Source organism: Mucilaginibacter sp. P5_A6 (assembly GCF_056400585.1).
Map to the genome: position 1 here is coordinate 72,218 of NZ_JBFUKZ010000022.1, position 23,467 is coordinate 95,684.

At 42.8% G+C, this 23,467-nt stretch carries 24 protein-coding genes; 18 read left to right on the plus strand and 6 right to left on the minus strand.

Going from position 1 to position 23,467, the window contains the following annotated elements:
* Window positions 1-139 precede the first annotated feature (139 nt).
* A complete protein-coding gene (locus AC1DO4_RS21000; RefSeq protein WP_477419434.1) occupies window positions 140-298 on the plus strand; it encodes a hypothetical protein in 159 nt (52 codons plus the stop codon).
* A gap of 135 nt (window positions 299-433) precedes the next feature.
* Window positions 434-745 carry a hypothetical protein gene (locus AC1DO4_RS21005; RefSeq protein ID WP_477419436.1) on the plus strand — a complete coding sequence of 104 codons (312 nt, stop codon included), beginning with the start codon at window positions 434-436 and terminating at the stop codon, window positions 743-745.
* Between the two features lie 284 nt (window positions 746-1,029).
* On the opposite strand, the gene AC1DO4_RS21010 is transcribed toward AC1DO4_RS21005, so the two are convergent.
* From AC1DO4_RS21010 to AC1DO4_RS21035, 6 genes are all read right to left on the minus strand, one after another.
* Window positions 1,030-1,332 carry an RNA recognition motif domain-containing protein gene (locus AC1DO4_RS21010; RefSeq protein WP_184548773.1) on the minus strand — a complete coding sequence of 101 codons (303 nt, stop codon included), beginning with the start codon at window positions 1,330-1,332 and terminating at the stop codon, window positions 1,030-1,032.
* 156 nt (window positions 1,333-1,488) lie between these two features.
* Window positions 1,489-2,082 (minus strand): hypothetical protein, encoded by a 594-nt coding sequence (locus AC1DO4_RS21015; RefSeq protein WP_477419438.1) that lies wholly within the window; start codon window positions 2,080-2,082, stop codon window positions 1,489-1,491.
* Between the two features lie 284 nt (window positions 2,083-2,366).
* Window positions 2,367-3,614, minus strand: a complete 1,248-nt coding sequence (locus tag AC1DO4_RS21020; RefSeq protein ID WP_477419440.1) for a BamA/TamA family outer membrane protein — start codon at window positions 3,612-3,614, stop codon at window positions 2,367-2,369.
* A 159-nt stretch (window positions 3,615-3,773) separates the two neighbouring features.
* Entirely contained in the window at window positions 3,774-4,235 is a 462-nt protein-coding gene (locus AC1DO4_RS21025) for an RES family NAD+ phosphorylase (RefSeq protein WP_477419442.1), read from the minus strand.
* Window positions 4,236-4,369: 134 nt separating this feature from the next.
* Window positions 4,370-4,873 (minus strand): antitoxin Xre/MbcA/ParS toxin-binding domain-containing protein, encoded by a 504-nt coding sequence (locus AC1DO4_RS21030; RefSeq protein WP_477419444.1) that lies wholly within the window; start codon window positions 4,871-4,873, stop codon window positions 4,370-4,372.
* Between the two features lie 131 nt (window positions 4,874-5,004).
* Entirely contained in the window at window positions 5,005-5,394 is a 390-nt protein-coding gene (locus AC1DO4_RS21035) for a hypothetical protein (RefSeq protein WP_477419446.1), read from the minus strand.
* A gap of 132 nt (window positions 5,395-5,526) precedes the next feature.
* Here AC1DO4_RS21035 and AC1DO4_RS21040 point away from each other — a divergent pair, with 132 nt between their 5' ends.
* From AC1DO4_RS21040 to AC1DO4_RS21115, 16 genes are all read left to right on the plus strand, one after another.
* Window positions 5,527-5,985, plus strand: a complete 459-nt coding sequence (locus AC1DO4_RS21040) for a hypothetical protein (RefSeq protein WP_477419448.1) — start codon at window positions 5,527-5,529, stop codon at window positions 5,983-5,985.
* 76 nt (window positions 5,986-6,061) lie between these two features.
* Window positions 6,062-7,339 (plus strand): PBSX family phage terminase large subunit, encoded by a 1,278-nt coding sequence (locus AC1DO4_RS21045; RefSeq protein ID WP_477419450.1) that lies wholly within the window; start codon window positions 6,062-6,064, stop codon window positions 7,337-7,339.
* A gap of 348 nt (window positions 7,340-7,687) precedes the next feature.
* Window positions 7,688-8,395, plus strand: coding sequence for a hypothetical protein (locus tag AC1DO4_RS21050; protein WP_477419452.1), 708 nt, complete (start codon window positions 7,688-7,690; stop codon window positions 8,393-8,395).
* 250 nt (window positions 8,396-8,645) lie between these two features.
* A complete protein-coding gene (locus tag AC1DO4_RS21055; RefSeq protein WP_477419454.1) occupies window positions 8,646-9,086 on the plus strand; it encodes a hypothetical protein in 441 nt (146 codons plus the stop codon).
* Between the two features lie 43 nt (window positions 9,087-9,129).
* Window positions 9,130-11,208, plus strand: coding sequence for a hypothetical protein (locus AC1DO4_RS21060; protein WP_477419456.1), 2,079 nt, complete (start codon window positions 9,130-9,132; stop codon window positions 11,206-11,208).
* A gap of 154 nt (window positions 11,209-11,362) precedes the next feature.
* Window positions 11,363-13,441, plus strand: coding sequence for a hypothetical protein (locus AC1DO4_RS21065; RefSeq protein ID WP_477419458.1), 2,079 nt, complete (start codon window positions 11,363-11,365; stop codon window positions 13,439-13,441).
* Between the two features lie 128 nt (window positions 13,442-13,569).
* Entirely contained in the window at window positions 13,570-14,208 is a 639-nt protein-coding gene (locus AC1DO4_RS21070; RefSeq protein WP_477419460.1) for a hypothetical protein, read from the plus strand.
* A gap of 104 nt (window positions 14,209-14,312) precedes the next feature.
* Complete coding sequence (locus AC1DO4_RS21075) at window positions 14,313-16,748, plus strand: hypothetical protein (RefSeq protein WP_477419462.1); 2,436 nt, start codon at window positions 14,313-14,315, stop codon at window positions 16,746-16,748.
* 164 nt (window positions 16,749-16,912) lie between these two features.
* Window positions 16,913-17,161: a hypothetical protein gene (locus AC1DO4_RS21080; protein ID WP_477402719.1), complete on the plus strand. Its 249-nt coding sequence runs from the start codon at window positions 16,913-16,915 to the stop codon at window positions 17,159-17,161.
* A 59-nt stretch (window positions 17,162-17,220) separates the two neighbouring features.
* The gene (locus tag AC1DO4_RS21085) at window positions 17,221-17,760 is read left to right on the plus strand and encodes a DUF6934 family protein (RefSeq protein ID WP_477402718.1); all 540 of its coding nucleotides are present in this window, start codon (window positions 17,221-17,223) and stop codon (window positions 17,758-17,760) included.
* 16 nt (window positions 17,761-17,776) lie between these two features.
* A complete protein-coding gene (locus tag AC1DO4_RS21090) occupies window positions 17,777-17,935 on the plus strand; it encodes a hypothetical protein (protein WP_477383669.1) in 159 nt (52 codons plus the stop codon).
* Window positions 17,936-18,597: 662 nt separating this feature from the next.
* Window positions 18,598-19,794 (plus strand): head maturation protease, ClpP-related, encoded by a 1,197-nt coding sequence (locus tag AC1DO4_RS21095; RefSeq protein WP_477419464.1) that lies wholly within the window; start codon window positions 18,598-18,600, stop codon window positions 19,792-19,794.
* Between the two features lie 131 nt (window positions 19,795-19,925).
* Window positions 19,926-21,134 carry a hypothetical protein gene (locus tag AC1DO4_RS21100; RefSeq protein ID WP_477419466.1) on the plus strand — a complete coding sequence of 403 codons (1,209 nt, stop codon included), beginning with the start codon at window positions 19,926-19,928 and terminating at the stop codon, window positions 21,132-21,134.
* Window positions 21,135-21,244: 110 nt separating this feature from the next.
* A complete protein-coding gene (locus tag AC1DO4_RS21105; protein ID WP_477419468.1) occupies window positions 21,245-21,832 on the plus strand; it encodes a hypothetical protein in 588 nt (195 codons plus the stop codon).
* 78 nt (window positions 21,833-21,910) lie between these two features.
* Window positions 21,911-22,177, plus strand: coding sequence for a hypothetical protein (locus AC1DO4_RS21110; protein WP_477419470.1), 267 nt, complete (start codon window positions 21,911-21,913; stop codon window positions 22,175-22,177).
* Entirely contained in the window at window positions 22,174-23,457 is a 1,284-nt protein-coding gene (locus AC1DO4_RS21115) for a hypothetical protein (protein ID WP_477419472.1), read from the plus strand. Before AC1DO4_RS21110 ends, AC1DO4_RS21115 begins: the two co-directional genes overlap by 4 nt.
* Window positions 23,458-23,467: the final 10 nt, after the last annotated feature.

A 23,467-nucleotide genomic window follows, 5' to 3' on the forward strand; every position in this document is an offset into this window, starting at 1 on the left:
ATTTTTGTTGTTACTAATAAATATTCACAACATATGGCAATCAACGTTCTACACTTCGTTACCCGCCAGCTAAGCGTTGGCAATACGCTACAGAATATTGTTTTTTACGCAATGTTGTTATTTTTATTTTGCTTAATAATTGCACAACTTCAAACAAAACATAAGCATTCAAAACAACGTTCAATCGCCAAATAAGCTTTATTCTGTTTTGCAAATTGTACCCGCTGTTTTAGGCAATAAGATCACGGTGAACATTATCAGCACTAATAAAATAGCTCAGCAACCCTCATTTGCCTGATATTTATTAACATTTTGCCATTTTATTAACAATGCATTAAATTTTTACAGTCAATATCCTTATATTTAGTACAACCAAATGCCGCAGCCAACTCGCACACTGCGCCTAAATTATAAACGCTGAGAAAGAAATAAGATGGAACCTGTAATGACGCTTGTAATTGCCGCAATTGTTGCCGCTATACTTTTAGTTATGTTTAATAAACAGCAAGCAAACAAGGTAAGTAATAACCTGTACGCCGATGATGTGCAGCAACTTTACCTGCTTACTGCAGCAGAGTATAAAATTAATGCCTTAGAAAAGCTGCAACAACTAAACATTGACCATGAGTTGGCCAAATTAACCGCCGCATTCAAAAGCGGGGAGATCCAGTTAAAAGAACTTAATAAAGGGCTCGACTATTTATTAAATGAATTTAATATACCAGACCTTGCCCAGGCCTGTTAAATCTCATGTATTAAATCACCCGGCAGCTTTGTAAAGCTGCTTGGTTTAGTTTAAGGTAAAACCTGCCACTGCGAGGTACAAAGCAATCTCTACATAGGCAGAACAGGCCTGTAGAGCCCCTCTGTACAGTTTAATGGTTGCCTAGCGAAGGCTATGACGGTCTGTTTATCATTTTAAACAGCTTCGGGTAAATTTCCAGCCAACGTTAAAAACCCAATTCCCGGGCATAAAAAAAGCCGGGCATGCCGGCTTATACTTAAAGAATAATAATTTTTTATTCGTTGTTAGTTACGTCTGAAACCGCCTTTGCCACCGCCGCTGTTACCACCGCCGTTAAACCCAGGACCTTTATCTTCGGCTATGTTAACCGTTATCCTGCGTCCGTAATAACTTGCACCATTCATGCACCTAATCGCCTCTTTCGCTTCGTTATCGTTCACCATCTCCACAAACCCAAAACCCTTACTCTCTTTTGTTTCGCGGTCTTTAATGATCCTGAGCGATTTTACCGGCCCAAAGTCACCAAAAACAGCTGTTAATTCGGCCTCATCTACTTCTAAAGGAAGCCCTGCAATAAATACTTTCATCAATGTCTTTAAAATTTGGATAAAGGTACAAAAAATTGGGGGCATTTTAGCAGCCGCCGGAGTAAATAGACCGGTTGCAACGGATTTTTTACCTTTAAATTACGCAATGGGTTTTGGCTTATAAAGCAGGTTAACTGCCAATATGTAAAGGCATTTTTATTTAAGCTGAAGCTCAAAACTACCTTCAACCCTGTAAAACGGAGAGTTTTCTTTATCGTCTTTAGCTAAAAAAGTAAAGAAGCTTCCTTTAGCTATCGTGTTATCCTTATTGTATTTATCCAAAGTTATTTTCCCCGATTCGTCCTTTCCAACAAACTGGGTTAAAGTGTACTGCAGTAAAGGTTTTTTTTCGTCAACCGTAAAAAGAAACTGGCTTCCGGCTACCTTGCTGTTAATATTGGCAGATGCAAACCCTTCGGAGCTTATTCCAAAACTCATGGTATGCGCCTTATTAATGGCGGTAATTCCAAAATACTTATTATCGCCATTGTGCACATTGATAAAAGCTATTGAATCTGTTGAAGCATCAAATGTATAGGTCGAATCTTCAATAGTTACTTTCAATATACCTTTCCCGGCTAAGAAGTTTCCGGGAGCATTTTTAATACTTAATGATGCACTATCGGCGACAGTGGCGGTTTTAGCAGTTTCCATACCTTTCACACTCTCATCTTTCTGACAGGACGAAACCATCACCGAAATGAGCAAAATGAATGAAATGAACCACTTAGTAAACCTTATACTGTTCATATAGTATATTGTATGGCTAAAGCTAATAATAAAAACTTTAAAAATTTATCAACACAATAAATTTAATAAACATTTAACACTTTTTAACCACTGTGGATAAATACAGCCGAAATATTACTGTTAGGTTATATTTCACAACAACAGTAAATGAGGTTAAAGAAAATACTAAAAATTTGATTTCGCGCAAAGACGCCAGGACGCTAAGAAAAAACTTGCAAATCAATTGCGTCTCTGCGTCTTTGCGTGAAAAATCTTAACGTGCTACCGGTTTAGCAATATCCGCGTTAAAATACCTCACCCACATTGATAAACAAGCCGCGTGAGCCTTCGCGGCCAAAACCATAATCGATAGCTATATTGGTTTTTGATACTTTGTTAAGTTTAACACGCAGGCCCGGGCCAAAGGCGGGTTGTATCGCCTGTAGCCTGCTGCCCGGCGCTGCCGAAAAAGATTGCCCGTTCACAAACAGTACACCTCCTAATAAGCCATTCCGGCTTATTTTAAAACGGTATTCGCTTTCAAGGTATACCATTTGCGCGCCTCTGAACCTCCCTTGTATATAACCCCGTCCGGTGGTAAAACCAGGATCGTGCCCGGTAGCCGGCAAATCAAGGTAGGCCGGCCGGCCGCTAAGCACCAGCCAGTTGTACGACCAAAAGGCAATTACATTATCAGAGTTTGCAGGCAGCCGGTAATACTTTCGTACATCAATAATTAACGATCGCCATGGCGTAGTGCTCCCCAGAAAGGTAAAGTTATCACGATAATTTATTAACGTATAAAAACCGCGCGATGGATTAATAGAGTTATCGCGGCTATCAAACAAGGCACTAAACGTTCCCCCGGTTGATATGGCACGGGATACAGGTCCATACCGCTCATAATCTGATACACCTCCATTTAACTGCCCTTTTTCGGCCATGTTCCAGCGATCATCAAAAATATACCCAAGGCCTGCAAAAAAGTTGCCGCCAATATTCCGTAGTACAGTTTCATTAAACCTAAAAAAAGAGTAAACAAGCGGGTTCTCATTGTGTATATCTGATTGAGAGCCAAGGCCAAAACTGCTTTGAGGGTATTTGTAAAACCTTAAATCGCCAATGAAAGCGTATTGATTACCTTTTGTATAGATATTGGATTGCAGCGGAATGATCACCTGCTTTTTTTGAGTATAGGCAGGATTTATGGTTATGGTAGATATGCGCGCCTCCGGGCTGGTGCGAAAAGCTATATTGCCCGAAATAGTAGCGGCAAGGCCTGTTTGCAATGTATAACCAACAGCCGGCAAAATCGACATAACAGGCTTTGTGGTAATTGAATCAACCTTTACCTGCTTATCTGTTTTAACAAAAGCAGCTTTTATAACATCAAATATATCTTTTTCATAAGCCGTATCCGCAGGGGCGGCAACAAGGGTATCCTTTAGCTTCGACTTTCCAATGGGGATGTATTTTTTTTCCTGCGCGTACAGTTTTGTAAAACCAAACAACGAAAAAACAAACCATAAAAAAATTACTTTTTTGCCAGGCATTATAAATTAGCAATTTGTAAAGGATTGGTATGGAACTGCAATTATAAAATAATTATTCCATTAATTTTTACCACAATCCTATTAAGCCAGGGAAATAGCTTTTAAAATGAGCAGCCGGTACACCAGCTATGGGGGAATTTAAAAGTGATTTCCCGCCTATTAAGCTTTTAATCGCGGATCAAAAGTGAACTTGTTTACATCCGCAATTTTTATCTTATCATAATCAGGATGTGCCGGGTTAAGCAGGTAGTTATACTCCAGGTCGATAATAGCCGATGGTACTTTTAAAACCGCGGTTTCCATTTTACGCAGCCAGTTATCGCCCAATTGCTGGGTAATTGGGTAATTGATTACCTTATGCCAGTTGGCATCAAGTTTTGCAAGTTGCCTTATGGTGATTTCGGCGATAGGCAGTTTATCCGGAATTTCAATAATGGTAACCGAAAAAATACCGCTATTTAAAGATGTACCTACGGAATGCGCCAGTTTTTCGAGACAGGACAGAGCAAGTGACCCACCGGTATAAATTACATACTGCCCCAGCGTGTTCCATCGCCCGTCTATTCCTGATCCTTTACGGTCATGGGCATACTTGGTTTGACTGATACGGTAAACGTGCAAGGTGTGGTGAGTTGTGAATAGTGAGTGGTGAGTGGTTATTAATTTTGGTTTAGACTGGTTTATAAGTAATAATAGTGCTTGAGCAATTAAAAATATAACCACTCTCCACACACCCAATCAACCATTCTCCAATATTAAGCCAAAACCCCGTAATCAATACGGATAAGCTGGGTTAATACGATGCTGATGCCGGTAAGGGTATCAAGCAAATCAAAGGGTACGGCATCAATGCCGGGATTATAATGCTTAAGCCAGCTTTTAAACTCATCAAGGGTGCCAAAGGTATCAAGCCCCTTATCAAAAAGTTCAAAAAGCTGAATAATGTGCTCGCTAAGGCCCTGGTTTAACTCACGGGAACTTTGTATATGCTTGCGCAGGGTTGGCTCGGTGATATCAAGCCATTTGGCAATATCAATTTGCGTAGCGCCGGTAACCTGTATTAAATCGGTGATGGCGGCGCTCCGTAGCCCTTGCTTTATTGCCCCCAGCTTGGCCAGCGGCGATTTAAAGTAAGTTTCATAAGGCACCAAAAGATCATGCAGCATAAATGCCGCAGAGTTATCATGCTCAACATAGGGCCTTGAAGCAGTTTGCCCGGCCCCGGTTACTACAGCCTGCCTTTTAATTACTTTGCTCATACACAAATGTAATTATTTTCTATTTAAATAGAAAATAATTTTGTTTATTATTTTTTGACCGTTCTGGTGACCGTCATTGCGAGGTACGAAGCAATCCCAAACTGTACATAGCAGCTATTTGGGTGCTAACTTTACTTTGTGATAACCGATAACATCGGCCCGCTCAATTGCCGCGGGAGGGCTGTTACTTTGAAGCCGCAAAGTAACCAAACGGCTGTCAGCAGAAATGCTTCTTTGCGCTCGGGGCCTCTGCCCTGCAAAACAGCCAAAACCTGGGCTGGAATTATTTTGCCCGTGCCCGCCTGGCTTCCGCACATGCAAAAACTTCCTATGCCCTGCAGCCACACAGCCCCGCATTGTTTTGCCCGTTTTCGCCCGAAGCTGTTCTGCTGACACTTTAGGAAAAACGAAAGCTTTTGATTCCTAATAAAATAAGTATCGTCATACGAGTACCCGCCGGAAAAATCCTGGAAACAGTAATGACGCTGGAGATCTGTTTCAAGAACGTATAAAAACATCATTGAATAAAATTCAAACAGCTCCTAACAAACAAAATAACCAGCGAACTTTTTTTACCAAAAAAATTAGCATATCTCAAAAATAATTCTTACATTTGATCCCACTGTATGCCAATCGGCATTTAAAACATAAATATGAAAACTTCTTTTAAATTCAAAACCGCTCCACAGTTGGTGCGGCTAATCGACGAGTATTTTTTGCACATCAAAGGCGAGTACAAACTTAAACAGGCAAGAGGAAAAGCCGAAGAAAGCAGTCGTAAGGTTTGGATCCGTGAACCGGAACCACCTACTATTTGTAGCCTGGCTCTTTTCCTGGGGTTTAACAATATGGAGGAATTTAAATTATATGAACAAAAGTCGAGGTATTTAAAACCTTTTAAATACGCAAGGTTACGACTGGAAGCCGCCTATGAGCAGCTTCTTTTTGAAAAGCCTACCGGGGCAATATTTGCTTTAAAAACCATGGGATGGAATGATAAGCCAGAAACAAACAAACCATCTGCCGAAGCCAACAAAACCCTTAAAGTACAAATAACCAACACCGGCCCTGTACCCGCCGGCAATGAAAAGGAGGTGGATGTTTTGATTTGAAAATTTGATGATTTGAAAATTTGAAAATTACTTTATCCCCTCTCCCTCCTCCTATTCCTCCAATGACTAATGACCAATGACAGCAAAGCGAAATGACCAACTAACCAATGACCCCAAATTCGAGGTCTCTATCCTTTTTGAGCAAAATTATAATACCGATGCACACATTGTGGTAAACCAGGGCGGCACAAGCTCGGGTAAAACCTATTCTATCGGGCAAGCCTTATTTTGTATAGCATGCCAGGCTGATAAGCAAGTGATTACCATTGTAGGCCAGGATATCCCTAACCTGAAAGCCGGTGTGTTGCGCGATGCCTTAACCATTTACAATAGCAGCGCAGCACTGCAAACAGCAGTAAAAAGCTATAATAAAACCGACCGTATATTTGAATTTCATAATGGTACTATTATCGAATTCAAAAGCTACGCAGATCCGCAGGACGCAAAATCGGGTAAGCGCGACTACCTGTTCATCAACGAGGCCAACGGCATAACCTACGCTATTTACCAGGAGCTGGCGCTGCGTACCCGTAAACGGATTTATATTGACTACAACCCCAACAACAGCTTTTGGGTGCACGAGCACCTAATAGGCCGGCCAGGTGTACAACTTATCATCTCGGATCATCGCCACAACCCATTTTTGGATGATGGCACGAGAAAAAAAATAGAAGGCTTAAAAAAAGAGGACCTGGAACTATGGAAAGTGTATGCCCGCGGCCTCACCGGGAAAATTTCGGGTCTCATTATTACCAACTGGTATGTTTGCGATCAAATTCCACCGGATGCCAAACTGGTTGCCACCGGTCTTGATTTTGGCTTTACCAATGATGAAACCGCCTGCCTGCAGGTGTACCTGCAAAACGGCGAACTGTGGGTAAACGAGCTGTTTTACCAAACCGGCCTAACCAATACCGATATAGCTGTAAAGTTAAAGGCAGCAAGCGTAAGCCGCAAAACCGAGATCATTGCCGATAGCGCCGAACCAAAATCGATTGAAGAATTTAAACGTATGGGCTGGTATATTACCGGTGCAAATAAAGGCCGCGATAGCATCAACAACTCTATCGATATTCTTAAACGCTACAAAATAAACGTAACCCGCGCCAGCGTTAACCTGCGCAAAGAGCTCGACCGCTATAAATGGCGGGTCGACAGATCGGGCAAAACCATCAATGAAGCAGTTGATTCCTATAATCACCTTATCGACGCCTTGCGGTATGTGGCTTTAAACAAACTGAGGGTAAGCAGCGGAAGAAAATTAAGGTCGCGGTTGCCGTACATTCCACGGGCTGCCAGCCGGGGAGTTTTTGATGAGCTGATAGGTAACTATGGATTTAGAACCCGACAATAACTATGTGGGGTATCCACCAGGGTAATCCCTGGAAAAAAACAGTAATGACATTGCTGCAAATGGGGCTGTTGTAGAGACGCATAATTGCGTCTCCCGCAGGACATTCAGGATTTGCAAGGCCGATTTGCAAGATCAATTTGCATGTGTGATTTGCACGCGGAAGACGCAATTATGCGTCTCTACGTTGAAAACTCAAAAAACATATTTGATCAACAACTTACAATCATGAACAATTGCGTCTCAGCGTCTTTGTGCAAAAACTGTATCAATATATAATACTACTATCCCTGTGTAATTACAACAACCAAAAAACTCTCCGCCAACCGGCGGAGGCCTGTAAATTATATCATGATCGAAAAAACACTAAAAACAACCCACGGAAAACTGCGTGTTGCAATTCCCTCGCAGTTAAGCGATGTAACAATGGGACAAATGATGGCCATGCAGGCCAAACCAAATTTGAACGATATTGAGGCTATCAGCATTCTTTCGGGCATTGCCATTGATGACCTGTATTCGGTTAAGGATGCTAACGATTTCCTGGCCTTTGGCGATGCTGTGCTGGCATTATCATACCAGATTAAACACCTGTACAACAGCGATGCCATACCTAAGCAGGTAAGCTTTACGCTACCGCAGGCAAGTAGGCCCAAAACAGTAAAGGTGATGCAAAACCTATCGGTTGAACCCGCTGGCGCATTTATGGCAGCAAGGGATATTATTGCCGAAGAAATAAGCACCCATATTAAACAATTTGGCGAAGACGACTGGAAAGAGAACTTTAACCCATCATTAAGCGCATGCTGCCAGGTATTGGCCCACTACTTTTATTGCCGGGCAACCGGCGAAAAATACAACGAATACCAGGCCGAAGAATTTACAAACGAAATAAAAAAACTACGGGTAACGGAGGCACTGCCCATCGCAAAGCATTTTTTTACCTGCTATCCGGGCTTATCGAAACCGAAAACAAACTTCTGGCTTCGCCTCCAACAGTCCTGGAAAAACGCGCGGGGATTCAATCGTTCGAAAAATTTAAATACATCAACACCATAAACGCCCTTGCCGGCGGCGATATTACCAAATGGGACACCATTTTAAATATGTCCTATGAGCGCATCCTTACCAAACTGCTGCTCAACAAAACAGAGGCAGCGTACCAGAAAAGGTATGGCGATTTAGCCCCTTAACCCCCTGAAGGGGAAACTATAGTGCAAGTTTTACATAAAACATTAAACTGCCGATCCCTGTAAGGCAATCAAACATTTAAAACTCCCCCTTCAGGGGGCCGGGGGGCCAACTTTTTATGCGTAACCAAATAGAAGCCATAGTACAAACACTCACGGGAAGCCCCGCGTTTGCATATGGCACACAAAACGAACTTAACACATTGGCCGATGACACGGCTTTTCCGTGTGTATTTATGTACCCGCTGCAACCCATCGAGGTATCGCCGCAGGTAAACGGATCAGTCGATAATACCTTTACCATTTACCTGGAGTTTTTGTTCAAAACCGATTTCGGGCAATTTACGGCCGATAATGAAACTTATGTGCAGCAGGCCTTGCAAATGGCCAACCAATTTATTGTAAAGGCATCCAGGTACCGCGAAGGCGAAGGCCGGTACTTTCGGATTAAGGCCGGCATCAAGGCCAAATGCCTGCCTGTTTACAATAAGTTTGATGTAAATACTACAGGGATAGGGCTAACTATCACGTTGCCAACCATGTACTTTGATACATTTTAACCGGCCGAATAATGTCTTTTAAAAAAATCAAAACAATAAAAATATGGCTATAGTAGCAAACATCACCCTTACCAACATTAACAGCCCCACCGACGAACAGGTTTATGCCGATGGGCACATTTTTTTAACCGATTCTGAAACCAACCAGCCGGTAAATGGCAACAACGTTATTGTAACCTTTACACAGAATGTTAACGGTAACATTTCCACACGATCTGTTGCCATACCGGGGCAGAGCATTAAAATATTTTCGGGCCTTGTTGCCGATAAAACAACGGGGTATTTTGTAACGTTTAGTACACCGCAGCTTGGTACCGTTCCTGATCCGCCGCCACCAGTTAACACCTGCGACCTGAAGATCAATTTCATCCATGTAGATAGACCCGAGTCGGCGCCTGGCGCCGGCGATGCGCAAATTACCGTTAACGCGTCATCAACCTATGGCCCTATCCTATACAGTATTGATCTGGGTGATACGTGGCAGGCTTCGCCAACTTTTACCGGCTTAAGCGGTGGCGTATTGCAGGTAATGGCTAAGGATAGCAACACTTTGGGCTGTACAGATCAGGCATCAATCAATATCCATACCGTTTCAGATTTGCTGCTGAGCGATCCGTCTGTAACACGCACAGACGGCAAGGTTTCCCGCTGGAATGCCGCATTTAATCCTATAGTTTTTACTTACCAGCGTAAAGACTTTAGTATTACCGGCGTTACTGCCGATAATGATGCCGGCCACGCCAATGTTGGGGTAAATACTACTTTCATCAACCAAACCACTCAAAAATCTGTGGTAAACACGGGCGACAAGGTATACATAAACGCCCCGCCATACCAGGGCACCTATGTGGTTGAAAAAGTAACCGGCGACAACCACATTGTAATAAATACGCCTTATACAGGCAATGCCGGCGGTTTTATCAATATAAACAGCATGCGGCCTTATTACAAGGTAATTACCCAAATAAGCTATATGGATAAGCTTACCGGCAGACAGGAAACCATCACATCAAACAACCGGCCCGATGGTACAGGACTGGTAAAGGCCGACCTGGCGAACTTTTTGCAAAGCCTGCTGCGCCCGGCCGATAACAGCGATTATACCCAAAGCAATTTCAGGGACGACAACCTGAGCGCCAGTTACCAGGTACAATATGCCCAGCATTGGGATGATGGCACAACCGATGGCCATACATCGGCTTTTGTAACGCTTACCAATCCTTATTACGTGGTTTATGCGGCCAAACAATTAGGAGAGCGCTATGCGGGCAACCTGGCAGCATATGTTCCTTTTGCCCAGGTTAGCGATACTGATCAGCTGGCCCGCTGGGTTAATGATTTTGCCGAACCGGCCTATTCCATAGGTTATCCGTTTGATATTGGTTTTATTTACAGCGAAGAGATGGTTGGCCTGCAATTATATTGCGAATTAACCTTGCTGGATATTAACCGCCAGCCATTAGCCGGCGGGCCACAGGTAAGCAACCTGCTTAACGAAGATGGCTCGTGGCTGCTAAACCAGGACGGCGGCAAATACGTTATTGCCGATCAGAATTTAATGAGCATACCAGTTCCCGGTCGGCTGGGTTTAAACAGGCTGATGATAAACGCCAGTTTTCCGCGCGAGGCATTTTATTTTAATATCGCCCTGAAGTATGACGATGAGCATACTACACATACAATAACCCAAACGCAGACCATAAGGGTAGACGATGCGGTGGATGACAGATCGGTTTACCTGCGTTGGATAGGTTTAAGCGGCTCATGGAACTACTACCGTTTTGTTTTTAATCAGGAATTAAGTCTTGATGTACAAAACGCAACCATCATTAAAAACTATGTACATGATTGGGAAAACCAGCAGGGTATTGAAGACGTGATAAGCAAAACCGCCGGGCAAAAAATGAAGGTGATGGCCGAGGACCTGTCCATAGCCGATATTAAAGGATTACAATCTATCAAATACTCGCCCAAAGTGCAGATGCTGGTAAACAAAAACCCGGTAAAATGGCAAACCATTGTTATAAACACAGCCACCTTCAGCGAATACGAAACCCGCAATGGCCAGGCGCCTTTCAGCATCACATTCAATATGCCATCTATTAATATACAAACGCAGTGAGCGTTCATTAGTTCACTGGTTCATTGGTTCATTGGTCTTGTCTGGCTGGATAAGGCGGGGCTAATGGATCAAAACTAACGGCTATCGCCCCAGCGTTTACCAGTGAACTAATGAACTTTGCACTAATGAACCAGTGAACTAATGAACCAACAAGATGAACGAATTACAGTTATATATTAATAACCAACTGGTCGATTTGAGCGAGGATAGCCCAATTGCCCTCAGTTTCCAGATCAATAACCTGGCCGAGGTTAAAAACCAGCAGGGCAATACCAGCAACCAGTTTAAGTTGCCGCTTACCCAACGCAACCGGCAAATATTGGGCTTTGCCGATGACGTGGCATTTACAACCAGTTTGCCCTATGATTATTACGATGCCCGCATTATACAGGATGGACTGGAGATTGTGCCATACGGCATTGCGCAACTCAACAACATCGAACAAAATACAGCCAGTATTACCGTACTAAGCGGCAACGTTGACTTTTTTGATGCTATTGAAGGAAAGCTGTACGATATGGGCGATAGTACAACGCCTTACGGCATTAACAAACCGTTTGATAGCTATCAGCATAAGTGGAATGTGGAGAATGTTGCTGCATCGCAAATAAAAACCGATGGCTGGATATGGCCGGTTGTTGATTATGGCAACCTGGTTTACAACTTTGCGGGTGATAACGAGATTAACGTACGAAATTTAAGGCCTGGCTTTTTTATTAAAACAGCCATTGATCTGATGCTGGCGGCCAATGGCTATAAGGGAACCGGATCATTATTAAACAACCCGGTTTACCCGCTGCTGATAGCCCAGTTCAGTAATGATAATTTTGTACATGGCGCCGATTATCAAAATCAACCGGCTACTAATGGCAGTATTGTTTATAACGGCTTAAACATCAGTATATCGCGGGCGAAAAATTCAGGTTTACAGCCTGGCGGCGAAATCGGTTTTAGCAATATCCAATCCGACCCTAACAGCCATTACGCCAACAACAGGTACACCGCAAAGGAGATCATCACTGTTGATGCTGCGCTCACTATACCCACATTCTATTTTTATGGCCGGGCCTCCGGCGATCATAAAAGCAGCGTAGATATCAGCATTGTTTTGGATACGCCGGGCTTACCGAGGCAATATTTAGCAACCACTACATTTAATTTTAACGATGGTTACGACGCCCCGAGGGATAGCGGCAGCGGCGGATCGATACAGGCCCACAAAACCTATTTAAACACCGCGATAAAAGCTACAGATATTGAAATGGGTGTTGGCCAGCAGTTATTGGTTGAATATGATTTTCACGGCGATGCGCCTTACAATTTCACCATTTACGCCGGGGCAACGTTTGCCATTACCGCACAAAATGAAACGGTATTATACGGGCAGGAAATCCAATGCGAAAGGATCTTCCCGGATATCAGTCAGAAAGATTTGCTGAAAGATGTTTTACAGCGTTTCGGCATTATTTGCCAAACCGATAATACCACGCGTGCCATCAACTTTGCATCGTTTAAAGATATTGTGGGCAATATGCCGGTGGCTAAAAACTGGACCAGCAAATGCCTCGACCAGGGTAAAACCATATCCTTCCAGTTGGGTGGTTATGCACAGGTAAATTATATGAAATACAAAGCCGACGATAATGTTTTACCCAAAGGCTTTGCCGACGCGCAGATTAAAGTGACCGATAAAACCCTGCCTGCCACGGCGGATCTGTTCGAAAGCCAGTTTGCCCCCACCCTGAACCGGCCCTACATTGGCGGAACCATTGCCCAAATAAAAATGATTGATGAAACATCCGATAGTAACGCCTTTAGCATCGGCGTTTCACCCCGGATACTGATAGACAACAAGCTGCTGTTAAAAGGCAAAACCGTTAAATTTACAGATGGAGACACCGCGAACGATCAATTGGTTAACGACTTTATATCGGTACCCTATTTTTACAAACCCGATGGCGAATATAACCTGTGCTTTGCCGATATGCCTGGAAGCGGCAACGGAAACATACTCCCAGGTTTAAAAACCCTTTATTACCCTGAACTGCAAAAAATACTGCAGCAAACCAAAAAGGTAGTACGCTACTTTTTGCTTACCCCTCGCGATATCCTGGAACTTGACCTGCTGATACCCATTTACCTGGAGCAGGATAGCTGCTATTATTACATTAACAAAATTGACAGCTGGCGTAAGGGACAACCTACTAAGGTGGAGTTGGTGAAGCTGGGGTGATCCAGGCCCTGGCCGGTGTTTTTACTGTACCAACTCTCTCATTTTTAATTTAAAAACCAACAAATTTAATTTGTTTTAGATAATTCAATTTATTATTATTGCCAATAAAATTAGCAAACCTAAGCAATATGGCAGATTTTAACGATATTAGAGATTACGCAGAAGAACGCGGCATTTACAGCCTTTTAAGCCGCTTTTTTGGAACAGGTGATACCATGGGCAAACTATTCTGGACGGCACTCTCTGTAGTGATTGGTATTTTTATTTTAATTTGGGGGTTTAACTGGCTTTTTAACGTTGGTGCTGATGAAACCTGGGGGAAGTTAAAATTAAATGACAGCGTTTATATTGACCGAAGTTATTTTAAGGATACAATCAACAATAATTCTGTTATATTTAGATTAGTAAGGCCCATTGCAGCAGGCGATATTGATACGATGAAGATAGAAAGCTGGAAAAAACTTCAGATGAAAAACGCCTTGGACACTACATTAAAACCTCAGCTTATTAGATATAATCGGGCTTTCAGTGTTGATAGCATGTATAAAAATCACTCGGCTGCTATTGGCACATATCTTGGTCGTGATAGTATTTTAGAAGATGGCTGGACTCACAAATGGTATATTCTTAAACCTAATTTTAAAATTATCATCAACGTAATTCCACCGGATGAAATACCAAAGGGTTATATATTAGCAAACAACGACTGTTACTTTGATGCTTCTCTTACAAATCTTGAACAGCCAAAAGTTTTCGGAAAGAAATAAAGCCACATCAACCTATTAGTTTAAAGATGTTATTTGGGTGTATGCCCTCATAACTATCTTTTATTTTCTCAAATATGCCATTTAGCATAAAAAACATATTAAAAATGTCAAACGAAATAAACAAGCAAATCATATCGGACGTAAATACAAGCACCGATCAGCTTAAAAATCAAGCAATTGAAATAAACAAATCATTAGATGATTTATTAAAGCGGCAAAAGGATTTAGTTGCAGCCGGCGAAAAAAGCGGGAAAGCCTACCAGGATGTTGCGACACAGGTACGTGTTGCAAAAGATGCCATCAAAGAAATTACCGCGCAAATTGACGAAAACATCAAATCCCTCAACTTATCAAAAAACTCTTTACAGCAAAATAAAGGCTTCTTGCAAGCCTTAATGGCACAATACGATGAATTAAGCAAAAGTCAAGGAAACAATTCAAAAGAAGTTAAAGCTTTAAATATCCAAATTGGTACACTTAGCAATACAATAGCAAATCAGGAAGAGAAATTAACAAAAAGCAGGCAAGTATTTGATGCGCATAAAAGCACAAATGAGGCCTTTAAGGAATCATTTGATAAGCTCAATAAAGTATCCGGTAATTTTGGTCCGAGTTTACAAGAAGCATCCGAGGGGTTCAATGCACTAAAAAGTGGGCTGGAAACTGTTAAAACAGGTTTTCAGAGCGTTGGCAGCGCTATAAAAACTACTGGTTTTGGCTTATTAGTATTAGTACTACAATCGCTATTTGAGTACTTTACAAAAAACGCAAAAGGTATCAAGCAGCTTAAAGGCGGATTAGCCGTTGTTGGCCTTGTTGTCGAGAACGTAAAAGGAGCTTTCCAAAGCTTAGGAAAATTCATAGTCGACGCGGTTTCTCATCCTATTGATAGCATAAAAAACCTTGCAAACCTGATAAGGGATAATATTATAAACCGTTTTAAATCTTTCGCTGTAATACTTGATGGTATTATTCACCTGGATTTTAAAAAGGTGACAGATGGTGTACTGCAAAATATTACCGGCGTTACGCATGCAACTGATAAAATTAAAGTAGCATTTGATGCCACTAAAAAAGCCGCGATAGAAGCAGGTAGTGAAATAATCAACACTTATAAAAAAGCTCACGATGGTGCAAAAAAAAATGATGCAACTGCCAATGCATCTCATAAACAAGCTAAAACACGCCACCTGGAAAAAATGCAAATGCACAAGGAAGAAAATAACGCGGATAAACGTGAACCTAAAACCGATACTCATACCAACGAAAAAGCCTACCAGGACTCCCTCATCAAACAAATGCAAGCCACCGCCAATGGCCTGGCTAAAAAGGCAGAGCTACAGCACAACAGCTATACAGAAGAGCAGGCCACGTTAAAACGCCTTTACGATAATAAGCTCATCAGCCAGGAGCAATACCAGCAGGAAAGCACACAACTGGAAGAAAAATATCACGTCGGCATCGGCGAAATCATCAAACGGATGAATGCCGAAGACCTAAAAAAAGTAGAAAAGCAACAAAAAGAACTAGTTGAAGCTCAACAACAAAAGGACCTTATTAGTAAAGACCAACACGATGTTGACAAAGCCATCCTTCCCTGGAACAAACTGGAAGCCGAAAAAAAACTGATAACAGACAAATATAACTTCGAGATCCAAAAGGCAGCCGAAGCGGGGAAAGACACAGCTGCACTGCGACTTCAATACCAGGAAGAGATTACAGCCGCCACCAAAAAATCAGAAGAGCAGCGCAAGGCTCTTGCTATACAAGCCGCCCAGCAAGTATCCAGCGCCGCTTTTTCCCTCATCAGCAACAGCATCAAATCGTCTAGTGATGCCAAAATAAAAGGGTTGGAAAGCGACAAGGCCAAAGAGTTAAGCAACAGCAACCTCACCAAGAGCCAGAAAGCAGCCATCGAGGCCAAATACAAAAAAAAGGAAAACGACGAAAAAGTAAAAGCTTTTAAAGCCGAGCAAAAAATGCAAATAGCCCAGGCGGTTATTAACGGAGCCATTGCCGTAACAAAAACATTGTCGACCATGGCCCTGCCCGCTGCCATTCCTTTTATAGCGGCAGATGTAGCCATGACGGCTATGCAAATAGCCACCATAGCATCGCAAAAACCACCAAAATTTGCACGAGGAGGCCAGTTTATATCAGATGGTCGGGGCGCCTTATTGCCAGGCTATAGTCGTACCGATAATACCAATGCCTACCTGCGTTCGGGCGAGGCGGTTGTGGTATCCGAAGCCATGCGCAACCCATGGGCCCGTAACCTGGTAAGCGCCATAAACGTAGCCCATGGCGGCCGTGATTTTTCGGCCCCCAACACCGGCAATGGCTACGCTATAGGCGGCATATTTACCGACGGCGGCAATGCCAACCGGTACTATAATCAACCGGTGAATGACGTAAAAGAACTTGCCAACACGGTAGCCTACCAGATGATCAACAACTTCCCCCCTATTTATGTGGACGTGAAAGACGTTAACAACCAGCAGAATATACTGGCGCAAACGGTGGATAGGGTTAACTTATAGTAGCAGGTAGTTAGTATCAAGTAGCAAGATTTTTTTGTTATGTGGATACTTGACTTACGCTCCACAAAAGAATACTTGCTTTCCCATTCCCGACACTTGATACGCTCTACCTGCTACCAAAAACCTGTCTTGATACTTGATACTAACTACTTGATACTAACCCAATGAACATTAAAACAGCAAACACATTATTTGACGATGGCGTATTTTCGGCCATGTACAAGGCGGGGTTTATCACCACAAAAATTTTCACATACCGCGAAATTTACCTTTGGATCCACGCCCAGATGCAGATTCGCACTATCACCAAAAACCAGGCTGTGCTGGAAGCCGAGGTAAAATTTGGCAAAGACGAGCGTACGATATGGCGGGCGTTGAATTGTTTTACAGACGACGCAGATACCCATAATTAACTTATATCAAACTGTAAACTCAGGCTTCTGTTAGCTATATTTACGCTACAATTTATTTCATGGCTACTACAGGTTATCATACAGAAGAAACAATATCAAAAAACAGCATCAAACATTTTTTTATCAGTGAAGGATACAAAACTATTATCAAGGTTGTTGCTTTTGATGAAGTAGGTACAATGCATAATAAAAAGGTTTTCAACCTTGGATTTGGCGATTATGAGGTTGTAAATGATACTGTTGATGATTCATCCAATTCTGATAACGGAGATACTTATAAAGTTTTTCATACGGTGTTGAATACCATACCCAAATTTTTCCAGGCATTTAGTGACGGAGTTATAATGGTTGAGGGTAGCGACAGCACTCCGGAATTTGTTGAAAACTGCAAATTAACCTGCAGAAAAAAATGTATGGAAGCTTCCGTTTGTAAAAATCAAAACAGGAGAATAAATGTCTACCGAAATTATGTAAATAAAAACTATGACGATTTAAAAGTATTGTACCGTTTTTTTGGAGGTTCAAAAGCCAAAAACCTCATTGAACCCTATGTTCCGGAGGAGAAATACGACTCAGTATTTGTAATTAAGAATAATTAATGTATAAATTTGTATTATGAAAACTAAAGCAGAAAAACAAGAAAAACTGGTCGAGGTACCGGAATCTGTCTTATTATCTTTAGTTGCAAATAAATTAAAGGATAAAACGCTATTTCCTGAAAAAGTAAAAAGCGCCAAAAAATATTTAAAGCAAGTTAAATTTAGTGCTCTTTAATTACTAAAGATAATACGTTAAGTAAAGTATGCTCGTAAGCAATACTTTACTTAATTTGAATTTCTACAAAGAATTCGGTTAGATTACTATTTGCTTAAAAAAAAACGAACCTGATTTACTGACAAACTACTGTCACCATTGCATTAAAACATTGTTCCGATATTTGTATAGTTCAGTTGTCTGAACCGGAATTTGTCGAATTCAAGAATTAACAGAATTTCTAAAATTCGAAAAATTCAACTAATTTGTTTAATTCCGGTTCAGACAAAAAAATCAGCTTACTGACAACGTAGTGTCACCATTGCATTGAAACATTGTACCGATATTTGTATAGTTCAATCATCTGAACCGGAATTCATCGAATTAAGGAATTAGCAGAATTTTAAAGAAATTACAAAAATTCAACTAATTCGTTTAATTCGGGTTCAGACAAAAATCAACCACTGACAAACTACTGTCACCACCAAAACAAAAACTAATTACGACCTTTGAATTATGCCAATCGGCATTAAAAACATCAATCGGATTTCATTCTGAAAATTCTAAAATCCTGAAAACGGCGTAGCCTTCTTGAACGCCCCTTAAAAACAAACAAAAGGTGAAAAATTCTGATTCAGAAAAAAATCTCAAATCTCATATCTAACATCTCAAATCTAAAAAAGATGAGCTACAAAATCTACTTATACGATACCGAAACTGATTGCATCGGGTCGGGCAGTTTATCATCGGCATACATACAAACGCAGTTGCAGGAAGCCGCCGGGCAGGACCTGGAAGTGCACATCAGCTCGGTAGGCGGCAGCGCGTTTGATGCCATTGCCATATATGATCTGCTTAAAAAATATCCGGGCAAGGTAACTACCTGCATTGATGCCCTGGCCGCCTCGGCCGCCTCTATAGTGGCTATGGGCGGCAAAACCATTATCATGAGCAAATATGCCCTGCTCATGATCCACAAACCAATGGTTGGCAGCGGCGGCAATGCCGATGAACTTTTAAAAGATGTGCAGATGTTGAATGTAGTACAATCGCGCCTGGCGCAAATCTACATGGACAAGTCCGGGTTGGACGGAGTAACAGTAAACAGTTTAATAAACTCCGTCACCTGGATGACTGCCGACCAGGCCCTTGATATGGGCTTTATTGACCAGGTGGAGGATTACAGCCTGGATATTACCAACAGCGCCCTTATTAAAAAATACACCAGTACCGCTCCTGCGGTTTACCAGCGATGCATTAACAAAATCTTAAACAATAAAAACAACATGAACATCGAAAACAAAGAACTTATCGAAAAAACCACGTCGGTTTTGGATAAGATTATGAACTTCTTCAAAAAAGTGGTCAACAAGCAAACCATTACCGACAAAGGCACCCTGCACCACGCTGGTGAGTTGGGCGAAGGCACGGAAGTGTACAACGACGAAGACATGAGCGCCCCGACAGCAACCGACACTTACACCACCGCCGATGGCAAAAAGATTGACGTTAAAGAAGGCCAGGTGCAAAAGGTAGCCCCTGCGCCCGAAGCCGACCCACAGGCCGAAGATGAGGACGATAATGTACCAACAAGCAAGATAAACCCGGCAAAAAAAGCTACCGAAATTCAAAACCGCCTGCAGCAACTGAAAGCACGCCTGCATGCCCAAAACGCTTTACTAACCGAAGCCCGCACAGCCCTTGAAGAGGCAAGTAACCGCCTGCAAAAAACCCGTACCGAGGTTAAAAACGAAATAAAATCAACCTACAGCCCCGAAGGCTCCAAACGCAGCAACAAAGCAAAAACCGAAACCACACCCTTCTTCGCCCCGCAAAGCGAGCTGGCTAAGAATGCGGTGAAAAAAGCAATAAGTAAGTAGCAAGTAGTTAGTATCAAGTAGCAAGATTTTTTATAAATAATCTAATGACCACTTCAGCCCGAAGCTGTCTTGATACTTGATACTTGCGACTTGATACTAAAAAACAAACGATAGAACTCCCAAACAAAAACATGGCTCAATTTACATTCACCAACAACACCTATGCCGGCGAAGCGCTGGCCGGGTTCATGGCAAGCACGCTGCTGGAAGCCGATTCTGTAAAGCGTGGACTGCTCACCGTTATTAACGACGTTAAAGCACGCAAGGTTATCCTTGATGTGGACGACGATGTGGTACTACAAGATCCCTCAGGTATTTTCCACGATCAGGGAACAACCACACTACAAACCGAGAGCTACCTTGACCCGGTAGTGTACGAATTTATGAAACAGGAACAATGGGACAAACTGGCCCAAAGCTGGGAAGCCCAATCCCTTAAACCAGGCGCCTTTATGGACTATGAAGGCATTGTAGACCTTTCCGACTTTATGGTTCAACGTTATTTAACCAAGATCCAGGTAGCCAACGAGCGCCTGTACTGGCTGGGTAAAGGCTCAACCAAAGAAGCAACCTTTAGCGCCGCATTCCCCGGCTTATTGCCAACCATTGCGGCAGCATCGGKCGTATACAAAGTAGGCCTGGGCAAACCAACAACATCTATGAGTGCTACCGCAATTAATGCATCGGGCGTAGTAACCGTAGCAGATACATCAACTTTAGCTGATGGCGATGTAGTAACTGTTACCCAGGTTACAGGCACCAGCAAGGATACTACCAACGGTGCGCCGGGCATTGACTTGACAGGTCAATCGTACTTTATCCAGGTATTAACCCCCACTACATTCAGGCTGGTACGCAACTACAACGAGGTTAACAGCCGCAAGCCGGCAACCTTTTTAAACACATCATCCGGGGCAACCATCAGCTACATTAACGTAAGCAACGTGTTGCAGGTTTTGGGCAGCGTTTACGCCCAACTTGACCCGGCCGACCGCATCCAGGAAGATTTTAATCTCCAGATCCCTTTACACGTAGGTTACGCTTACGCACAGGCACAGGCCAATAAAGCCCTGAACGTTATTAACGCCTTTACGGATATGAAGAAAATGGATTACCTGGGTATTCCATTACAGATCATGAACCACTGGCAGGCCAATACCATACTGGGCGCCCGTTCATCAAACCTGTTTTTAGGGGTCGATCTGCTGGGCGATGCTTCAGAACTATCAACCGTTTACATGAAGCCCTACACTAACGATAATGTAGTACGCATGAAAGCCCGCATGAAAGCAGCCGTAAACTTCAAGTTTGCCAATGAGCTGTTTTACTTAAGCGCGTAAGCCCCCCCAGCCCCCTGAAGGGGGAGCAATAGTTACCACAATTAATTCATTTTACCAATATGCCCAATTCCCCCTTTAGGGGGTTAGGGGGCTAATCAACAAAACAATCAATGTCAATTTACAATAAAATAAACGCGGGCTTTAAGCTGGGTGCAGACGAGCCTGTAACATCGGGGATAGAAGATGTGATCTACATTTTTAACCAGGATGATATTACACTAACTTATGATGTAGCCAACCCGCTTATCATAACCGGTTTAACAGCAGTAGGTACTGCAAAGCTCTACAAATTTGAGGGCACCAATAACAGTTTCAATACCATGAGTAAACTCACCAAAACACAGGTGGGGCCACGTTATACCGAGGAGATAGACTTTAACATTGCAGGCTTATCTGTGGATATTAAAGCGCAATTAATGGCGATGGGTTACGGCAGATTGCGCGCCATAGCGGTTAACAACTACAAATCAAGCGATTCGGCAGTTGAACTGTTTGGCGCCGTGAACGGATTGATCCTTACCGATGCCGAACGTAACGCTGCCGACGAAACACTGGATGGTGGTTACAAACTAAAATTAACCAACCCGGATAAGCTGAAAGAGCCATACCCACCACGCGCCATTTCTATAGCACCCGGATCAGGTTCGGCAACATATGCAAGTACTATTGCTGCCATTGAGGCGCTTGTGGCCGCATAGGTATAGTTAGGAGTAATAAGTTTTGAGTAGTGAGTTTACACCGCTTAAAACTAAACTCAACATTTAAAACTCAAAACTGTGAACTCTAAAAAATACATTCTAAAGCCCGGCAAGCATCAGTTCGCCCCGGGCTCGCCGGCAGTGCATAGCAATGATAACCTGAGCGACGAGGAAGCCAAATGGTACCTAAACAAATATCCGCATATAGCATCGCTGTTTGCCCCCCAGCCCCCCGAAGAGGGCGTTTTTATAATCAAGAAGAAAAAAATGGAAAATAAAACTGAAAGAAAATTAAAAGAGGTTAGTACGCTAACTCCCCCTTTAGGGGGTAAGGGGGGCATATGAAAACCTACTTACCGCAAATTGAGCGAAGAATACTGGTAAGGCCTAATCAAACGTATGGCATCCTTAACTACGACCTGGATAATGCCTATCCGCAGCGCATGCTGGAATTGGTATCGGGATCACCTACTGCCAAAGACTGCTGGAATAAGAGGGCCAAATTTATAGCCGGTAACGGATTTGAAACAGAGGGTCTGGGTAAACAGGTGATAAATTCCAAAGGTTTAACATTGGCAAAGTTATTGAAAGCTTTGGCAACCGACAAAGCCTTGTTCACTGGCTTTGGGGTCCACGTAAATTACAACGCCAATTTCAAAATAGCTTCGGTTAACTATGTAAAGTTTGAAGACATCCGCATGGGCGATACCGATTGCCCGCAAACTGCCGGTAAATACGCGATCTATAATGACTGGGGCCGTAAAACCTGGAAGAATATTATGCGCAGTAAGATCACCTTCCTTGACGGCTACAACCCAGATCCTGTAGTGATTCAACAACAGGTTACCGATGCCGGCGGATGGGACAAATACAAAGGCCAGCTGCTTTATTTTAACCCCGAAGTTGATGATTATCCATTGATTGAAGCTGATTCTGTTTGGGAAGATTTTGAGACCGAAGCGGGCATTAAGGTTTTTAATAACCGCGAGGTAACAACCGGCTTTTTACCTTCAACCATGTTGTTTATGCGGGCCCGCAGGGAAGAAGCCGATAACAGCAGGCCCGATGCCGATGAGTTTGCCGGTGTAAATACTACATCGCAATTGGAGCAAGATCTTGGCGCATTCCAGGGAACTAAAAGCGCACAAAAAATCATTGTGATTGAGTACGAAGATGAAAACTCTAAACCGGAGTTTAAGGCCTACCCTATCCAGAACAATGATAAGCTGTTTGAAACAACGGAAAGATCAGTTGAAGCACGGATCATTAAAGGGTTCTCAGTACCGAGGGAACTCATCAATGCCGAAAAATCATCAGGCTTAAGCAATGGCGGTGAAAAAAAGCAGGCCATCATCGAGTTTAATGACAACACCGCGCCCGACAGGCTGGAGCTTGCCGAAACACTGGCCGAAGTATTTAGTCACTTTTACACCGATATTAACCCGTCCGGAAACTGGAATATTATAACCGTACCGGCTATAGCTGCCGACGATAATGCAGGTATAAAAGCAGGTAAAAGCATCAATGAGTTGCTTGCATCGGCCATTCCGTTGCAAAACAAAATAGCAGCCCTGGTTTATGCCTACGGCTTTAAACAGGCCGAGGCTGAGGCAATGTGTAATTAGCAAGCCAGCC